General features: G+C 37.2%; 16 protein-coding genes. 12 read left to right on the forward strand and 4 right to left on the reverse strand.

The genetic code is table 11. The features are described from left to right. Positions 1-87 precede the first annotated feature (87 nt). The 11 genes from PL8927_RS26975 (at position 88) to PL8927_RS27030 (ending at position 13434) form a co-directional block, all read left to right on the forward strand. On the forward strand, positions 88-1395 hold the full coding sequence (locus PL8927_RS26975; protein ID WP_083626991.1) for an ABC transporter substrate-binding protein: 1308 nt from the start codon (positions 88-90) through the stop codon (positions 1393-1395). Between the two features lie 78 nt (positions 1396-1473). Then, positions 1474-2358, forward strand: coding sequence for a PhzF family phenazine biosynthesis protein (locus PL8927_RS26980; RefSeq protein ID WP_083626992.1), 885 nt, complete (start codon positions 1474-1476; stop codon positions 2356-2358). Positions 2359-2619: 261 nt separating this feature from the next. After that, a complete protein-coding gene (gene crn3 / locus PL8927_RS26985) occupies positions 2620-2949 on the forward strand; it encodes a CRISPR-associated ring nuclease Crn3/Csx3 (RefSeq protein WP_083626993.1) in 330 nt (109 codons plus the stop codon). A gap of 66 nt (positions 2950-3015) precedes the next feature. After that, positions 3016-4317: a PDDEXK family nuclease gene (locus PL8927_RS26990; RefSeq protein ID WP_083626994.1), complete on the forward strand. Its 1302-nt coding sequence runs from the start codon at positions 3016-3018 to the stop codon at positions 4315-4317. Then, positions 4314-6029, forward strand: a complete 1716-nt coding sequence (locus PL8927_RS26995) for a Cas10/Cmr2 second palm domain-containing protein (RefSeq protein WP_083626995.1) — start codon at positions 4314-4316, stop codon at positions 6027-6029. Before PL8927_RS26990 ends, PL8927_RS26995 begins: the two co-directional genes overlap by 4 nt. Beyond that, complete coding sequence (locus PL8927_RS27000) at positions 6016-6723, forward strand: RAMP superfamily CRISPR-associated protein (protein ID WP_083626996.1); 708 nt, start codon at positions 6016-6018, stop codon at positions 6721-6723. Before PL8927_RS26995 ends, PL8927_RS27000 begins: the two co-directional genes overlap by 14 nt. Further along, positions 6724-8385, forward strand: a complete 1662-nt coding sequence (locus PL8927_RS27005; protein WP_083626997.1) for an RAMP superfamily CRISPR-associated protein — start codon at positions 6724-6726, stop codon at positions 8383-8385. Then, positions 8382-10013: an RAMP superfamily CRISPR-associated protein gene (locus PL8927_RS28730; RefSeq protein ID WP_231506158.1), complete on the forward strand. Its 1632-nt coding sequence runs from the start codon at positions 8382-8384 to the stop codon at positions 10011-10013. Before PL8927_RS27005 ends, PL8927_RS28730 begins: the two co-directional genes overlap by 4 nt. Positions 10014-10109: 96 nt before the next feature. Beyond that, positions 10110-10694, forward strand: a complete 585-nt coding sequence (gene csx19 / locus PL8927_RS27020; protein ID WP_083626998.1) for a type III-D CRISPR-associated protein Csx19 — start codon at positions 10110-10112, stop codon at positions 10692-10694. A 58-nt stretch (positions 10695-10752) separates the two neighbouring features. Further along, positions 10753-11211: a DUF29 domain-containing protein gene (locus PL8927_RS27025; protein WP_083626999.1), complete on the forward strand. Its 459-nt coding sequence runs from the start codon at positions 10753-10755 to the stop codon at positions 11209-11211. Beyond that, positions 11212-13434 carry a TIGR03986 family type III CRISPR-associated RAMP protein gene (locus PL8927_RS27030; RefSeq protein ID WP_083627000.1) on the forward strand — a complete coding sequence of 741 codons (2223 nt, stop codon included), beginning with the start codon at positions 11212-11214 and terminating at the stop codon, positions 13432-13434. It abuts the gene before it with no gap. A gap of 151 nt (positions 13435-13585) precedes the next feature. Here the strand turns inward: PL8927_RS27030 and PL8927_RS27035 are convergent, their stop codons facing one another. The 3 genes from PL8927_RS27035 to PL8927_RS27045 are packed head-to-tail and all read right to left on the reverse strand — an operon-like array spanning position 13586 to position 14804. Beyond that, positions 13586-13834 carry a hypothetical protein gene (locus PL8927_RS27035; RefSeq protein WP_083627001.1) on the reverse strand — a complete coding sequence of 83 codons (249 nt, stop codon included), beginning with the start codon at positions 13832-13834 and terminating at the stop codon, positions 13586-13588. A gap of 49 nt (positions 13835-13883) precedes the next feature. Next, positions 13884-14501 (reverse strand): hypothetical protein, encoded by a 618-nt coding sequence (locus tag PL8927_RS27040; RefSeq protein ID WP_083627002.1) that lies wholly within the window; start codon positions 14499-14501, stop codon positions 13884-13886. 60 nt (positions 14502-14561) lie between these two features. Continuing rightward, the gene (locus PL8927_RS27045; protein WP_083627003.1) at positions 14562-14804 is read right to left on the reverse strand and encodes a TIGR02450 family Trp-rich protein; all 243 of its coding nucleotides are present in this window, start codon (positions 14802-14804) and stop codon (positions 14562-14564) included. Positions 14805-14962: 158 nt separating this feature from the next. On the opposite strand from PL8927_RS27045, the gene petE reads away from it, so the two are divergent. Then, complete coding sequence (gene petE, locus PL8927_RS27050) at positions 14963-15376, forward strand: plastocyanin (protein ID WP_083627004.1); 414 nt, start codon at positions 14963-14965, stop codon at positions 15374-15376. 398 nt (positions 15377-15774) lie between these two features. On the opposite strand, the gene psbV is transcribed toward petE, so the two are convergent. Continuing rightward, positions 15775-16266: a photosystem II cytochrome c-550 gene (gene psbV / locus PL8927_RS27055; RefSeq protein ID WP_083627005.1), complete on the reverse strand. Its 492-nt coding sequence runs from the start codon at positions 16264-16266 to the stop codon at positions 15775-15777. Positions 16267-16451: the final 185 nt, after the last annotated feature.

Genomic DNA, 16451 nt, shown 5'->3' on the forward strand with positions numbered 1-16451 from the left:
GGCTGATCTTTGACCTTTCCCCTCTGTCCTGATTGACTGGTATCCAGTTTACCAAAATTTAGCCCGCTTAGTTAAGTTCTCAACAAAATGAAACAATTGCAGTCTTGGAAACGGTTTGGTTTGTTATTAGTTTTAGGTTTATTTTTGAGTTGGGGGGTGAGTTGCTCTACTTCCTCCCCAACTTCTCAAAGTGGCAAACAAGAAATAGAATTTTGGACGATGCAACTGCAACCGCAATTTACGAATTATTTTAATCAACTGATTGCCAACTTTGAAGCCGAAAATACAGACATTAAAGTCAAGTGGGTTGATATTCCTTGGTCAGCAATGGAAAGTAAAGTTTTAGCCTCCGTTGCTGCCAAAACTGCTGCCGATGTGATTAACTTAAATCCTGATTTTGCCGCTTTACTAGCGGGACGAAATGCTTGGTTAAACCTAAATTCAAGGGTTCCTGAAACCGTTCAATCTCAATATTTACCCAATATTTGGCAAGCGAATAAAATTGATGTTTGTCCGAATAATCAATGTGAAAGCGTAACCTTTGGCATTCCTTGGTATTTAACAACCCAAATTACGATTTCTAATCAACAACTCCTCCAACAAGCCGGAGTCAATCAACCTCCTAGAACTTATACAGAATTAGCACAAGTCGCACAACAAGTCAAGGAAAAAACCGGAAAATATGCGTTTTTTGTATCTTTTGTTCCTGAAGATTCGGCTCAAGTTTTACAATCTTTAGTGCAAATGGGAGCAACATTACTCGATAAAAATGGGAAAGCTGTCTTTAATACTCCCCAAGGAAAAGCCGCCTTTCAATATTGGGTTGATTTATATCAAAAAGGCTTACTTCCTCAAGAAGTTTTAACCCAAGGACATCGCCGCGCCATTGAATTATATCAAGCGGGAGAAACAGCGTTATTAGCATCAGGGCCACAATTTTTAAAAGCTATTAATCAAAATGCTCCCACTGTAGCCAAAGTTTCTGTTCCTGCGGGTCAAATTACTGGAGATACGAAAAAAACTACGGTTGCTGTGATGAATTTAGTGATCCCGAAATCAACAGATATTCCTGAACAATCTTTAAAATTTGCTTTATTTGTCACTAATAGTACGAATCAACTCGCGTTTGCTAAAGCCGCAAATGTGTTACCTTCTACTCAAGATGCTCTCAAAGATAGTTATTTTACCACCCTTCCTGCTAATCCAACAACCGCAGATCAAGCGCGTTTAATTAGTGCAGAAGAACTCAAAACTGCCCAGGTTTTAATTCCCCCCCAGAAAGATATTAAACAGTTGCAAAAAATTATTTATGATAATCTACAAGCAGCAATGTTAAATCAAAAAACCGTTGATCAAGCGATCGCAGATGCCGAAAAAACTTGGAATGAAAGGTAATTAGTAGGGGCGAGGTTTCCTCGCCCATCTCCGTTATCAGTGAAAGAGTTTGATAGTAAAATTCATATTACAAAATCTATGAAATTCTCAATTGTTGATGTTTTTGCAGAAACGAAATATACCGGAAATCAATTAGCGGTAATTTGGGGCGAAAGAGTTGAGTTATTATCCGAGGAGGAAATGCTCAAAATTGCCCAAGAAATGAATTATTCAGAAACCACATTTATTAGTGCTTCTGAACCCGAAAATGGCGGTTATCCCGTGCGAATTTTTACCCCCAAACGGGAATTACCCTTTGCAGGTCATCCCACATTAGGAACAGCTTATATCATTCAACAAGAAATTATTAAAAACTCCGTTGAACAGGTAATTTTAAATTTAGCGGTAGGTCAAATTCCGGTGACGTGGAAAATTTCAGAGGAAGGAAAACAAATTCTTTGGATGCGACAAAATTCTCCTGAATTTACTCAGAGTTATGATCAAGAAATATTAGCATCGGTATTAAATTTAGAACCCTCTGATTTTGATGATCGCTATCCCATTCAAGCGGTTTCTACGGGAATTCCGTTTATTATTGTTCCGTTAAAAACGCAGTCGGCGTTAAAAAAAGCTAAGGTAAATCTTGAACGTTATGCTGAGTTTATTCAAACAACAACAGCTAAAGAAATTTTTATCTTTTGTCCCGAAACCCATCACCCTAATAATCATTTGTGTGCGAGAATGTTTGCTCCTGCTTTAGGAGTTCCTGAAGATCCAGCAACGGGAAGTGCAAATGGTTGTTTAGCTGGATATCTCTCAAATTATGATTATTTTGGTTCTGATCAAGTTGATATTCGAGTCGAGCAGGGTTATGAAATTGATCGTCCTTCTTTATTGTTATTAAAATCTCAAAAAATAGGGGATTTTATACAAGTAGAAGTCGGGGGAACAGTGGTTAAAGTTGCGGAAGGAATTTTAGTTTAATTTTCAGGAATTCAAGAAACTGAGAACAATTGGCAAAATCCAAGAAACCGAGTTTCTGATTAAGATTGGTAAAGAAATAAGTCAGAAAATCAATTTTTTTTGATTTGAGAAGCTTTGCTTGACAGTTGATCCCTTTTAGATTCAAAATGAATGATAAATACAAACTGTTGTTTAAATTCTTTTTAATACAACCTTTTCTACTAATTTAAGATTCATTTTTTCTCATTTATTTCACAGTAAACCTACATTAGCTCTGATTTTATGAGTGCCATTCAGTTAAGGATTATTCCCCATCAAACCCAGTTTGGTTTAGCCTATCAACATTTGCAGATTGAGATTACCAATGAAAATGGCATTATTACCCCGGCTGATTTGAAGGGTTTGAAATTACCTAAAGGTATCGATTTTACTCAAGGCATTGTGATAGAAGGAAAAGCCCCGATTTGGTTGTATGGGTATTTAGTTCATGAGTGTCATCCGGCGGCTTGGGTGGGGTGTTATGACCCGCGTTTAGGGGCTGTGGTAGTGGCGACCCATACCCATGATGTTTCGATTTCTCAGGTGTTTAAAGTTGATTTGTCTGGGGAGTGAAGGATAGCGATCGCGTTTTTACTACTTAAATTGTGTTCACCAGTTAACCAAAATTTAGAGGAATTTATGACCAGTACAAATCCTAATGATTGGAAAAACTATCAGGTTGATCACCTATTTTTGTTGGTGGGTGAGAATCCTTTACCGAATTATGTCGCGGCTCAAACTCTTTTGAATAAAGGAGGTACAGTATATTTCGTCTACACTGGTCAAACAGTTTCCCAAAAAAACTGCTTAAAAACAGAGCTTAAAATCAAAGGTTTCAAAAGTAAGGAAATTGATTTAAAAGATAACAAATCTAATGCCTATCAGATTTTCAATAAAGTTAAAGGAGACGCTGAAAAAATTCCATCCAATGAACGAATAGGGTTACATTACACAGGTGGGACAAATACAATGGCTGTCCACGCTCACCGAGCAATATTTGATGTGCGTGGAACTGATGCAGTCTATAGCTATCTTGATGCTAAGACGCTGGAGATATTTATAGATCATCCCAATTCCGATTCTACTCACAGAGGAGTTCAGCTTACATTATCCCTGAAAGACTTGTTTAAACTCCACAAGTACGAGTGGCAAGAAAATAAAAAGCCCCTTTCTGAACCTATTTTACCAGATGCAGCCGCAGAATTTGTCAGACTTTATCAAAATGAGGAAATAGCAAAAACTTGGAGAACATGGTCTAATACTCATCGTTACAATAATTACGGAGAACTTAAAAAAGCAAAAGAGTTAAAAGACAATGAATGGAGATGGAAATCTGAAGATGATCTTTCTAAACTCTCTTTGAGCTTAAAAGGCGTACACCCAGACATTATCGAGGTTTTGCGTCAGCAATTAGATGCTTCTGACACTCAAATTTTATTGAAATTGACCAAAGCAAAAGGATTTAATAGTTGTCAACAAGTTTGTGAATGGTTAGGAGGTATTTGGTTAGAGCATTATGTACTTCAACAAGTTAAGGAACTAACGAAAGACTTACAGCTTGGTGAAAGCAAAATGTCATTTGTTATTCAAAAAAGCCAAACTTGGGAAGGAGGAGTATTTGAATTTGATGTCGCATTCATGCGAAGTTATCAAGTGTTTGCGATTTCCTGTACAACAAGTAAAGATCCAAAAGAATGTAAGCTGAAACTATTTGAAGCATACATACGGGCTAAACAACTTGGTGGTGATGAAGCGAGAGTTGCTTTAGTTTGCTGTTGTGATAATGATAACAGTAAAAAACAACATCTTAGCCGTTATCTTAAAAGTCAGCTTGAAGGGGCTGTAAGCAATCCTAAAATTGCTGTTTTTCTCCGTGAAGATTTACCTAATTTAAAAGAAAAAATCGACAATTGGGTTAAAGACAATAAAGGTGCATTATGACTAAACTAACTATCACTGTACTGGATACAACTGGAATTCAAGACTATGTTTTTAGCAGTAACCGCTTGGGTGAAAACATTGGAGCATCTTACTTGGTGTCTCAGGCTACTAAAGAATGGGCTGAAAAGGCTTTACAAGATTTAGGAAAAGAACTTAATCAAGAAGTTCATATTCCTACAAGGAATTCATTGCATAAAATTTATATTGGTAATGAGAATGTTGCGGGTGAGATAGTTTATGCAGGAGGAGGAAACACAGTTTTACTGTTTGCTAATGCTGAATATGCTAAATGCTTTACCCAAATTTTGAGCAAGCGAGTTTTGCAAGAAGCACCTGGTTTAAATATTGTGGCTGTTCATTACAAGGAATTTGAATTGGGAAAGGGAGAGTTTAAAAAGACGTTAAATCAGCTTTTAGAAAAAGACTTAGCTAAAAAGAAACGTGAGCGAGTTGCTTCTGCGCCTTTATTGGGTTTAGGAATAACAGCAACTTGTCAGTCAACTCAACTTCCCGCAGTCAATACTAGCGAGAAATATGTTGATACTGATGAAGAAGATATCTATTTAATTTCTAGGGAAAGTGAAGCCAAACTAAAAGCAGTACCAAAAGCAAATCAGAGATTAATAGAAAAATTTCCAGGTACTTTTGATCCTGAAATTTATGATTTTCCTCGTCGAACTGATTATTTAGGTCGTGCTGAAGGTGAGTCAAGCTATGTTGCCATTGTTCATGCAGATGGTAATGGAATGGGAAATAGGTTTCAAAAGTGTGGGGAAGGAAAATCTGACCAAGAAGCAATTATTGAGATGCGTAAACTTTCTTTCAGTGTTGAGGATGCTGGGATAAACGCTCTTAAAAAAGTCTTGAATATAATTAATCACTCAATTAAAAATGGAGAAATAATAGGTAAAATAGGCAAATTTAATCTCAAAAAATCCAAAAATGGTAAATACTATCTGCCATTCCGTCCTTTAGTTTATGGAGGTGATGATGTTATCTTTGTTTGTGAAGGAAGATTAGGACTTGAGTTGGCTGCAACTTATCTGAGGGAGTTTGAAGAACAGAAAGATATAGATGGTCAACCCCTTAATTTAACGGCTCGTGCTGGCATTTGTGTCGTTAAAACTCATTATCCTTTTGCTAGAGCGTATCAACTGGTTGAGGAGTTATACGGAACAGCTAAAAAGTTTATTAAAGAGGAAAGGGAGCGATTAAAAGACTTTTTAGAAGATCCCGATAATTACTATTGTTCAAGCATTGATTGGCATTTTGCAGCTAGTGGTGTAATTGGCTCTCTCTCAGAAATTCGTCAACGGGAATATAAAGTTTCATCTGGAAATATGATCATGCGACCTATCCGAATAAAAGAGCATGATGAGGATGATGATCAATGGCGAACTTGGTCAAATTTTATCAATGTAGTTGAACACTTTAATGGTTACTTTGATGACATAGAAGGTAATGAACCTTGGAAAGATCGTCGTAATAAAATTATTGCCTTGCGTGAAATTCTGCGTGAAGGGTCTTACAAAACTGAACAGTTTATGAAAGCATACGGGATCAAAAAATTGCCACCTTTTCCACAAGTAGATAATTTACAACAGCAAGGTTGGTGTATTCAAGGTGAACAGCATTATTGCGGTTATTTTGATGCGATCGAAGCAATGGATTTTTACATCGGGTTGAAGGAGGATGACAATGAATATCTATGAATTGCAAGTACAGATTAAACTTTTGAGCGATACTACCTTTGGACGGGGTGATGGTGTTGCTGGTTTAGTTGATCAAGAAGTTGAGCATGATTCTTATGGGTTTCCTTATCTACGAGGACGCACTTTGAAAGGCTTATTGAGTGAAGAGTGCGATAACTTACTTATATTGCTAAAAGACGAAGTTTTCCGACATTGGAATGATGTCAGAAATAAATTATTTGGTGTTGCTGGCAGTGTTATAGAAAAAACTTCTATTATGCACGTTAGTGATGCTTGTCTCCCACAAAAATTACGGGAAGCCGTGAAAATTCAAATAGAAAAAGAGCCAGAAAGAGATAAACCCGCTTTAACACCAACAGATATATTGCATTCACTGACAACAATTCGTCGCCAAACCGCGATTAATCCTAATAATGGTACAGCAGATAGAGGTAGCTTACGCTCGGCTCGTGTGGTGATACGCGATCGCACTAATACCCCGTCCCGTTTTACGGCTTCTCTATTCTTTGATGAAGAACCAACAGCAGATATGAAAGCACTTTTAGCCGTTGGAGTTTTAGCACTTCGACATATTGGAAGTGGACGAAACCGAGGGCGAGGTCATGTACAATGTAGTTTATGGAATGCTAATGGCAAAAATGATATTACACAAGATTTTGTTGATCGCTTTGGAAAAATTGAGGAGGGAAAATAAATGAAAGTAATTACTTTTCTTTTAGAGACACAACAGCCAGTTTTAGCAACTTCATTTCAGGGAGATCCCAATAGTGATGTGTCTTATGCTTATATTCCTGGGAGTATGATTCGAGGTGCTTTGATTGGTCGTTATCTCAAGCGTCATCCAGAATTACCAGAAGATATTTTATCAGATGCAGATATCAATAAAGAGGTGAAACGATTATTTTTTGATGGCAATACTCGTTATTTAAACGCCTACCTTTTTTGTGAAAAACAAAAAAAACGTACCTTACCAGTGCCTCTTTCTTGGTATAGAAATAAAGACGAAGAGTTACCGCAAAACCAAGAACCAGCATTAGATGTTTACGATTTGAGTCAATCTGAACCAGAACAGGTATCGCTGAAAGGCTTAAGTGAAAAATTGTGTACTGTTAACGAAAGACAAGTTGTTTTATATAGAGAAAATCGACGGATTAATATTCATACAGCACGCGATCGCACTAAAGGACGTTCATCAGCAACAAAACGCGATCCTGCTACTAATCAAGTTATTCAAGAGGGAGAAGGTACTATCTTTCGTTATGAAGCTTTAGATGTTAAACAAACTTTTCAAGGCGTTATTTTGTGTGAAGATAAGGATGCACAAACAATTGAGAGTTTACTAAAACCAACAGATATTTGGTTAGGAGGTTCTCGAAGTGCTGGATACGGACATATAAAAATTGAAATCCTTAGTCCAGATAAACCTCAAGAACTTGATAATTGGAATGAAATACAGATTAAAAAACCTGAAGATAGACTCAATCGTAAAAAGCTAAAAATAACTCTTCTTAGTGATGTAATACTCCGCGATTACTGTGGGCAATGTTCAGCCGATCCTTGTTTGGTAAAACAAGCAATTGAAGATAAATTGCTTGTGCAGCTACCTCAAGCAACTAATGTATTTATCAGCAGTACCATTGTTGGTGGATTTAATCAGAAATGGGGTTTACCTTTACCTCAAGTACCAGCTTTATCAGCAGGCAGTGTGTTTGTATTTGATGCACAATTGACAACTGAAGAAATAAAAATTTTGGAAAGAGAAGGAATTGGCGATCGCTGCATTGATGGTTTTGGGAGAATTGCTGTTAATTGGTTAGGAGAATACCGAGAATTTTCAGCTACACCGCCAGAGCCAGTTACAGCCAAGGAAACTCAGCTAGAGGAAAAATACCATGACTTAGCTGGACAAATAGCTGAAAATATTTTACGCCAAAAATTGGAGCAGTTTCTTGTAGAAAAAATTAGTCATATCAGCATAAATCATATAAGTATACGACGCAAGATTAGCAACAGTCAACTTTCTCGATTAGAGATTGTCGCTCAACAGGCTTTGACTGTTCAAAGTCGCATTCCCGTTTTTAGGTTACTACGTTACTTAGCCTCAAATGCTCGTAATCAGTTTAAGAACACTGAAGTTTTAGGGATTGCTGAACGACCTAAACATCTTGATGAGCAAATTTATGATTTGTTGAGAAAACCAATAGGAAATCCTGAATCATGGATTAAAAATCCACAAGATTTACAAGTAGAGGTTGCTGGAATTACTAGAAAACTGACTCTTAAGTTAGCTAGAGAATACACATTACGCTTAATTATGGCAATTGCTAAGAAAGCTAAAAAGGAGAAAAATAAATGACAGCTACTAAGGAACAACCTACAATAGATAATCGATCGATACGGAAACAACGTCATATTATTAGACGTATTGTAATACGCGGTACTTTAATTTTAGATACCCCTACTTGTTTGGCAAGTGGTGACGCAGATAGTCCCACTGATTTACCATTACTCAGGGATAGTATTAGCGATCACGCTTTATTAACTGGTTCATCTATCGCGGGTGCTTTACGGAACTATTTACAGGAACGCGAACATGGATATCTGACAGATGAAAAATCTGATAATTTAGCAACTGTTTTATTTGGTGGAACCCGCAAAGATGATGATGGTGAGCAAAGCAATTTGATTATTGACGATGTTATCAGCACTCAACCTATTCAATCTGAACTCAGAGATGGGGTAAAAATTGATAGCATTACTCGTACAGCAGAAGATAAAAAGAAATATGACTTAGAATTACTGCAAGCGGGAACAGAGTTTTCTTTGTGTTTTGAATTGTTGATTGAGAAAGATAGTAATGAAACTGAGTTACGCAAAGGATTAGCGATCGCACTTTCCGGCTTACAAAATCATGAAATCAGCCTTGGTATGAAAAAACGCCGGGGTTTTGGTCGCTGTCATGTCAAAGAATGGCAGGTTTGGAATTTTGATCTAACGGATGCAGGCGATCGCACAGCTTGGTTGCTCTTTGATCGTGAATGCACTAACAAGCAACCCGTTATTACGAATAAAATCACTGATGCTTTGGGTGTGGTATTAGATGAGAAGGAAGATCAGCGCGATCGCTTCACCATCAACGCCACATTTACCCTCGCCAGTCCCTTACTTATTCGTTCAGGTCAAGCTGAAACGGGACGCGCACCTGATGTTGTACATTTAAAATCTTACCGAATAATTAATCAACAAATTAAATGGCTGTTTGATCGAGCTATCCAGATTCTAGGTGAGTTGCCATCAGAAATAGATTTATGGAGTTCTGAAAATTGGGAATTATTCTTTTTTGCACATAATCTTCTAAAAGCAAAAGTCTTAACGTCTGTTCTCTCTGGTACAAGTTTAGCAGGAGTATTGCGACATCGTGCCGAACGGATTGCAAAAACGCTTCAGTGTTCATTTGGTCAAAACCCAAAATGTGATAAAGAACCAGAAATTATCAAATCTATTTTTGGTCATGTTGAAAACAAGCGATCGCAAGCAAGCCGTCTAATTGTCCATGAGAGTACCATCAATCATACAACTGACTTAGTACAAACTCGCATTGCTATTGATCGCTTTACTGGAGGTGCTTATCACGGTGCATTATTTCAGGAACAACCTATTTTTGCAAATCATAAAACAGAGCTAAAATTAGAAATAGAATTACGCAACCCTATAGAACACGAAATAGGCTTACTGTTACTACTACTTAAAGATCTGTGGACAGAAGATTTACCCGTTGGCGGTTCTAGTAGTATTGGGAGAGGACGGCTGAAGGGAAAACAGGCTACGATAAAGTGGAAAGATTCAACCTGGGAGATTAAACAAAATCGTGATAATTCCCTTGAAATAACTCCAGAAAGTGACAAAGAAAAACTACGAAACTATGTATCAGAACTGGTAAAATATATTAAGGATAACAATAATAATGAGCCAAGCAATTCTTAAAACTCCTGAAATTTTAACTAAAATTTGGCAACCGATGAGTTGGCAAGTTTTCAACAGTTAGAGAATCAACCTGAATATAAAAAATGAGGTAAATCAATGAATAAACCCATTTGTAAGAATATCGATGATGTTAGCAAAATTGAGAGCAATTTAAAAGGATGGTTAGAAGAAAAAGCGAAAGATTATCATCTTCAATACTTACTGGCTCATGCTGATGATGGAGTTATTTGGGGACGATTTGAAACCGATGGAACACTAATTACTCAAACTGAACCACAAGATTTATTTCCACAAAATAATTTTGCTAAACTCAGATGGTTAACGCTTCAGCAATGCCGAATATTTAGTAAAACTTCTGAGATTATGCTTTGGAAAGTGAATGGTCAACCCCAAAGCCGTTTGATCATTGAACCAGAAGGTACAGACTCTATCTGTGAATCTCAAATACTTTGGGGAACTCATGGTCAAAAAGATGAAGAAAACGGGTTTACTCTACTATGGGACGGACAGCAAGGTTTGAGGCACGCTGTCCCATTTACAGATATTGAGTTAGAGAGCGATCACAAACTTAAAAATAGAGTGCGTTTGGAAGTTCACCACTATATTGATGATGATAATAGTAGTGGAGTGGCGAGAATTTATTTAAGTCGATTGGTAGATTTAGAATCTGTTAAAATATAAAGTAAAAAATTTAGGAAATAAATCAGAGTAATCAATTTAGTTACTGAGGAGCAAGAGCATGGCTGAAATAATACCCAAAAACGATACGCTTTATGAACAAGATTTTGTAGCCTGGTGTGAAGATACTGTGGCTAAACTTAGAAAGCGGGAGCTTGATTACCTAGATTTTGATAATTTAATTGAGGAGGTGGAAAGTTTGGGAAGAAGCGATCGCCGAGAATTAAGAAATAGATTGATGGTAATGCTTGCTCATATTCTCCAGCGAATATATGTCAATAGTCCAGAAAATTTCAATGAGTGGGAAGTAACGATTATTGAACAACGGCGACAAATTCGGTATTTATTGGAAGACTCTCCCAGTCTCAAACCTTATCTAGCAGAAATATTAGCTAAAGTCTATGCTAATGCGCTAGAGAGTGTTCGATTTGAGTATAAACAAACAGAGTTTCCTGAGACTTGGCAATTTGATGTTCAAACTGATGTACTTTTATATAAAAAATATTGGGAGGATAAGTAAATGAATCCTAGACATATTGATAATATTACCGATCCAAAACGTAGAGCGATCGCACCCTACAATTTTGTAGAATTACCAGAAAAAGTTGTTGAAGCTGAACGACCTTTACCAGAAGGCGATCGCTATCATCTAAATCGACATACCGGAAGAATTGAATGTATTTTAACAACAGAATCTCCTTTGTATACTCGTTGTGGATTAACTACCGACGAGTTTGAATCAGGTAAAGAATCTAAAGATTTACCAGAGTTTTTCTATACCGATCCATCTAGTAAATCTAAAAAACCTGTCATCCCTGGTAGTAGCTTACGAGGGATGTTGCGAACTTTAGTTGAAATTGTGAGTTTTAGTAAAATTGAAAGAGTCTCTGGACATCAACGATTATTTTTTCGTGCAGTAGGATCAAATCCGAGTAAAGAATCTTGGGGAAAAGAATATAAACAATATGTTAAGCCTGAAATTGTTAAAGCTGGTTATTTAAAACAAGATGGTCAGAAATGGTATATTCAACCTGCTACTGAAGATGAAAGCGTAACTTTTGCTTGGGTTGAAGAAAGTGAGCTTGCGAATCTACCTAGATTTAAAAGATTTAATAGTGATGGTTATGAACCCCAGTATTTTGATGTTAGCTATAATTCTTTAGAACAAAAAGAAGTTAAAAAAAATGGTAGAGTTATTGCTAAACCTTGGTTTGCATCGAATATTAATTTACAGGAAAGTGAGCCAATTAGTAAACTTGTTACCAGTGGAAACATGAAACAAGCAGATGAAGATTCACCTCGCCGTAATCACTGCATAGTTTTCCCTGAGAGTAAAAGTGCCAAGCCATTACCCATAGATGATACAGCGATTGAACATTACCGTAATGCTTTGACTGAGTTTCAGAAAGAATCACCCTTTGATAAAGATTGGGGAGTATTAGAAGAAGGTCATCCAGTGTTTTACTATCACGATGGTCAGAGCAAAACAGTTGGATTTTTTGGTCAAAGTCCTAATTTTCGTATACCGTATTCTCCAGAAGGTAATGGTCATGCTACTACTGTATTAGATTTTATTCCTAAAAATTTAAGAAAATTAGCTTCAATTGATTTAGCTGATGCTATATTTGGTTGGATTAAGCAAGAGTCTGAAAATGAAAGACTACCTGACGGTTTTGATAAACAGAGATCAAGCCGTATTTTTGTTACAGATGCTTTATATGAAAGTAATCAAAATGGTATATTCTATAGTGAAACTCCTGTAACTCCTCAAATATTATCTGAACCAAAACCCAGCTACTTTCCACATTATCTAGTTCAACCAAATGCAGATCAATTAAAGCTTAAACACTATGCTAGTGAACCTCTTGAAGAAACTGTAATTCGAGGTCATAAGTTATACTGGCATAAAGGAGATGACCCAGATTTTGAACTTCCTGCTTCGCCTACCAAAAGAGTCATTAATTCTTCTAGAAAAATTATTCATTCTTCTGAAGAAAATTTGAATACTCAGACAACTCAAATTGAACCTATTAAAAAAGGGGTGACTTTTAAGTTTGATGTTTACTTTGAAAATTTGAGTGATGTTGAATTGGGTGCATTGTTATGGGTGCTAAGTCTTAGCAGCGATAAATCGCAACAACTGGTAACTGGAAAAAAAAATGAAAAATACTGCTTTTCTCTAGGGATGGGTAAACCATTGGGAATGGGTGCAGTTAAGATTGATTATAATTTGCATCTGAGCGATCGCACTTCTCGTTATAGCAATCTATTCGATGGCGATCAATGGAAAACTGGGGAAGAAAACCAAGCGGAGACTGCTAAACGCGAGAAAGAGTGTGTAAAAGCGTTTGAAGATTTTATGTTCGATTCAGAAAAGGGAATTAGTGACAAAGATCGAGAACGTCCAGACAAAACGAAAGCTACCAGCTTCAAGGAAACACGACGAATTGAAATGTTATTAGCAATGTTGCGGTGCGATCAAACTCCAGATGCAGAACAAACGCGGTACATGACTATCAAAGCGAAAGAGTATCAAAACCGTCCTGTATTACCTACTCCATTACAAATAAGTAAACCTAGTGGTACTGATGGTAGTGCTAGTAACACTCCTAAACTTATACTTCAAGGGCAAAATAAGGATAAGCAAATCACAAAAGATCAGCCATCTAAACAACAACAAAAGCCAAAGGGTAACTCTGAAGGAGGTAATTCTGCTGCTTGGGCTAGACCACCAAAACGATAAAATGCGATCGCACTCATCCCCTACCCCCCTCGTCACTTCCAACAGCAAACGATCGCCCATCTCCTCAACCGCCAAAACCTTCTCCTTTGTGCCCCACCGGGTCAGGAAAAACAGAAACGGCGATCGCATTCCCTAAATTACCCTACGGTTTTTAATCTAAATCAACCTTAACTTTAGTTTCATCCCCATTGGTTTCAACTCGCCAGTTTGGATCTTTATTTTCTTGGAAATCCGCGTTAATTTTGTCAGTAACTTGATTGAGTTGATCTTGAGATAAACCTTCTTGATGTGAAATCTTTGCTTGAGATTTATTAATATCAATACTAACAATTTCTAACGCCTCTCCAGACTTAGGAGATTCATCGGGAGTTGAGGGATGTTGAGCACCAGGTTGAGACATTTTTTACTCCTTTATAAAAACAGGGGATATTATTCTATTATATCGCAAATTAAAAACGTAAATCTTCTTCCCCTTCTGGAGAATTTTCTAAGGGTTTACTTTGGGAGTTCAGAAACGATTCCGCTTGTTTAATTTTTGCAAATAATGAAGAACGAGATTGCTGTCGTCTTTGAATTAATTTATCAATATTATATTTAACTATTAATTCTTCTCGTTTATCTTTAGGTAAAGGTTCATAATCGGGTAAAAAATCTGCCGCCGTAACAATAGGAACTCTAGGGCCTAACTTCTCAATTGGCATTTGAGGAAGACGATCTAAAAAATAGTCTCGTCTGTTTCTAATCTGTTCAGATTTATTCTGAATTTCGGTTAAAATTCCGATAATTTGACTGAGATGATGGTTGGATAAAGCCATCTGAATATCGAGATTTTCTAGGGGAAGTCCCAAAGCTTGAACTTGTTGTAAAATCTCAGGAGGAACATGATCTAAATTAGGAGGATTAGTCGGTGTTTTTAATGTGATTAAAGCTTGAGTTAACTGAGTTTCCACTTCCTGAATAATCTCCCGGTTATTGCTTTCAGAAATAGGGTTTTGTAACAGATTTTGGAGATGTTGGGTAGCCTGCTGCAAAAGCTCAAGGGTAGCCTGAAGTTGCGGGGAATTCATGTCTATTAGATTAGATTAACGATAGGGGAGCAAAAATCGTGAAATTACACTTTTTTAGGATTAATCAATGTCTTCAAGTTCCTGTGTAGATTGCCATCCCGGTTGCCATAACGCACGATCTTGAAGTTGTTGGGCATTTAACCAAAATCGTACTGTTGGGTCACAGGAGGCTACGAGTTCAGCAAATACCCATTTTCCTTGATTTTTGCGGTTAACCACTTGGAAATGCCTCCAACCCCAGTTTTTTTGATTTGCTGTCCATTTTGATCCTAACAGATAAGGGAATTTTTGCTTTTTTGCCATTCTTGAGATTCGGGTAGGGGACGATAACAGTGATTAGAGAAAATTGTGACAGATTTGTTCCGCAATTGCCAGGGTCATCTATTAGTACGACAGATCGTCATAGTTCGTGGTAAGATGTTCCTTAGAACTTAGAAAGTCACATTTTTTAGAGGCAACTTATGAATCGAATTGTTTCACTGTCCAAGCAGGTCGCTCTTGTTCTGTCTGTGGCCTTTTTAATGATTAGCACGTTTGTTTTCGGTGCTGCTTCCGCTTCCGCAGAAACCTATACTGTTAAAATGGGTGCTGATAGTGGAATGTTACAATTTGTGCCTAGCAAAATCACGGTAAAATCCGGCGATAGTATTAAGTTTGTCAATAACAAACTTCCTCCCCATAATATGGTTGTTGATAAAGCCAAATCTGCTGATGCTGGCGTTGCTGAAAAGCTTTCTCATAAGAAATCCCTTTTCAGTCCGGGTGAATCTTTTGAAATTGCTTTTACCGATGATATGCCTGCTGGTGTTTATCCCTTCTACTGTGAACCCCATCGCGGTGCTGGTATGGTGGGACAAATCGTTCTAACTAAATAATTGGAGTTTAGTAACTCTAATTTTTTAGAATTAATTAATGATCAATCTTTGGGTAGTTTTTTGTTGGTAATGAAACGAACAATAGACTACCCATCCGTTTATTTAAGTTCAGATTGAAACTTAAAAGCAATCATCAAGATTCAGATTCAAAATGAAGGGGTTTGTTGCTCTTGTTGGACTCCCCATTATCAATAAAGAACGAATAAAAAACTGGTGATATAGCAGGAAGATATGTTTCCTGTTTAAGTTCAGCAATTCCTCAAAATTTTAGACTTTAGACTTTAGACTAAAGATGATTTTGTGTTGCTTTCTCAACTCTTGGCAGAGAAAAGACCCAAACCTCTCGATCATCTAAAACCCAAAACCTAAAGTCTAAAATTATCAGGTTTTAACGGATGTTAGCGGAGGTATTTTCCACCACCCCATTGTTCAGTACGAACTTTGGGTTCTATTAACAGATAGCCAGCCAGATTGTATAAATCATCTTCTGTCAGATTCCGCATGACAACGAAAACATCTGAACTCTTGGTGCTGGGATGGGTTTCAGAAATTTCCTCCAACCCATCATAGGTTGTGGGATTTTTCATAAAGTCAATCAGAGCCTCAATATTATCGCGGGAGGGAGACGCACCTGCTAAGGTTGCAGGACTGAGGTTAATGTCAGGATTCGTTTTTGTCATCCCTAAAGCGTGGCATGAAGCACAAGCCTTATTGAATAAGCTTTTGCCTTTTTGAATTTCTCTTTCACTCAGGACAACGGTTTCCCCTTGTTCATTCAGAGGTAAAGTCCGAAGTTCTTTGGTCAATTCTACCGCATTGGCATTATTGACAAATAGTTGAAAGGTGAAGAATACAGTGGCTACTGCCAGCCAAAAGTATCTTTTTAGCATGGTTCTCCTTATAGCTAAGTAATTATTGAAGGCTCAATCCAGTTTTGGCTTTATCCGCAAGCAGAAGTCAGTTCAGTTTCGGTTCAAGTGTTCAATGTACCTGATCCCGGTCATTGGCTGATCGTTACTTGTCAATCGTCTATTGTTATTTACCATTTTTGACCGTCCGCGAAATATAATTTCAC

Origin of the sequence: Planktothrix serta PCC 8927 (genome assembly GCF_900010725.2) — a bacterium.
Lineage (GTDB): Bacteria > Cyanobacteriota > Cyanobacteriia > Cyanobacteriales > Microcoleaceae > Planktothrix > Planktothrix serta.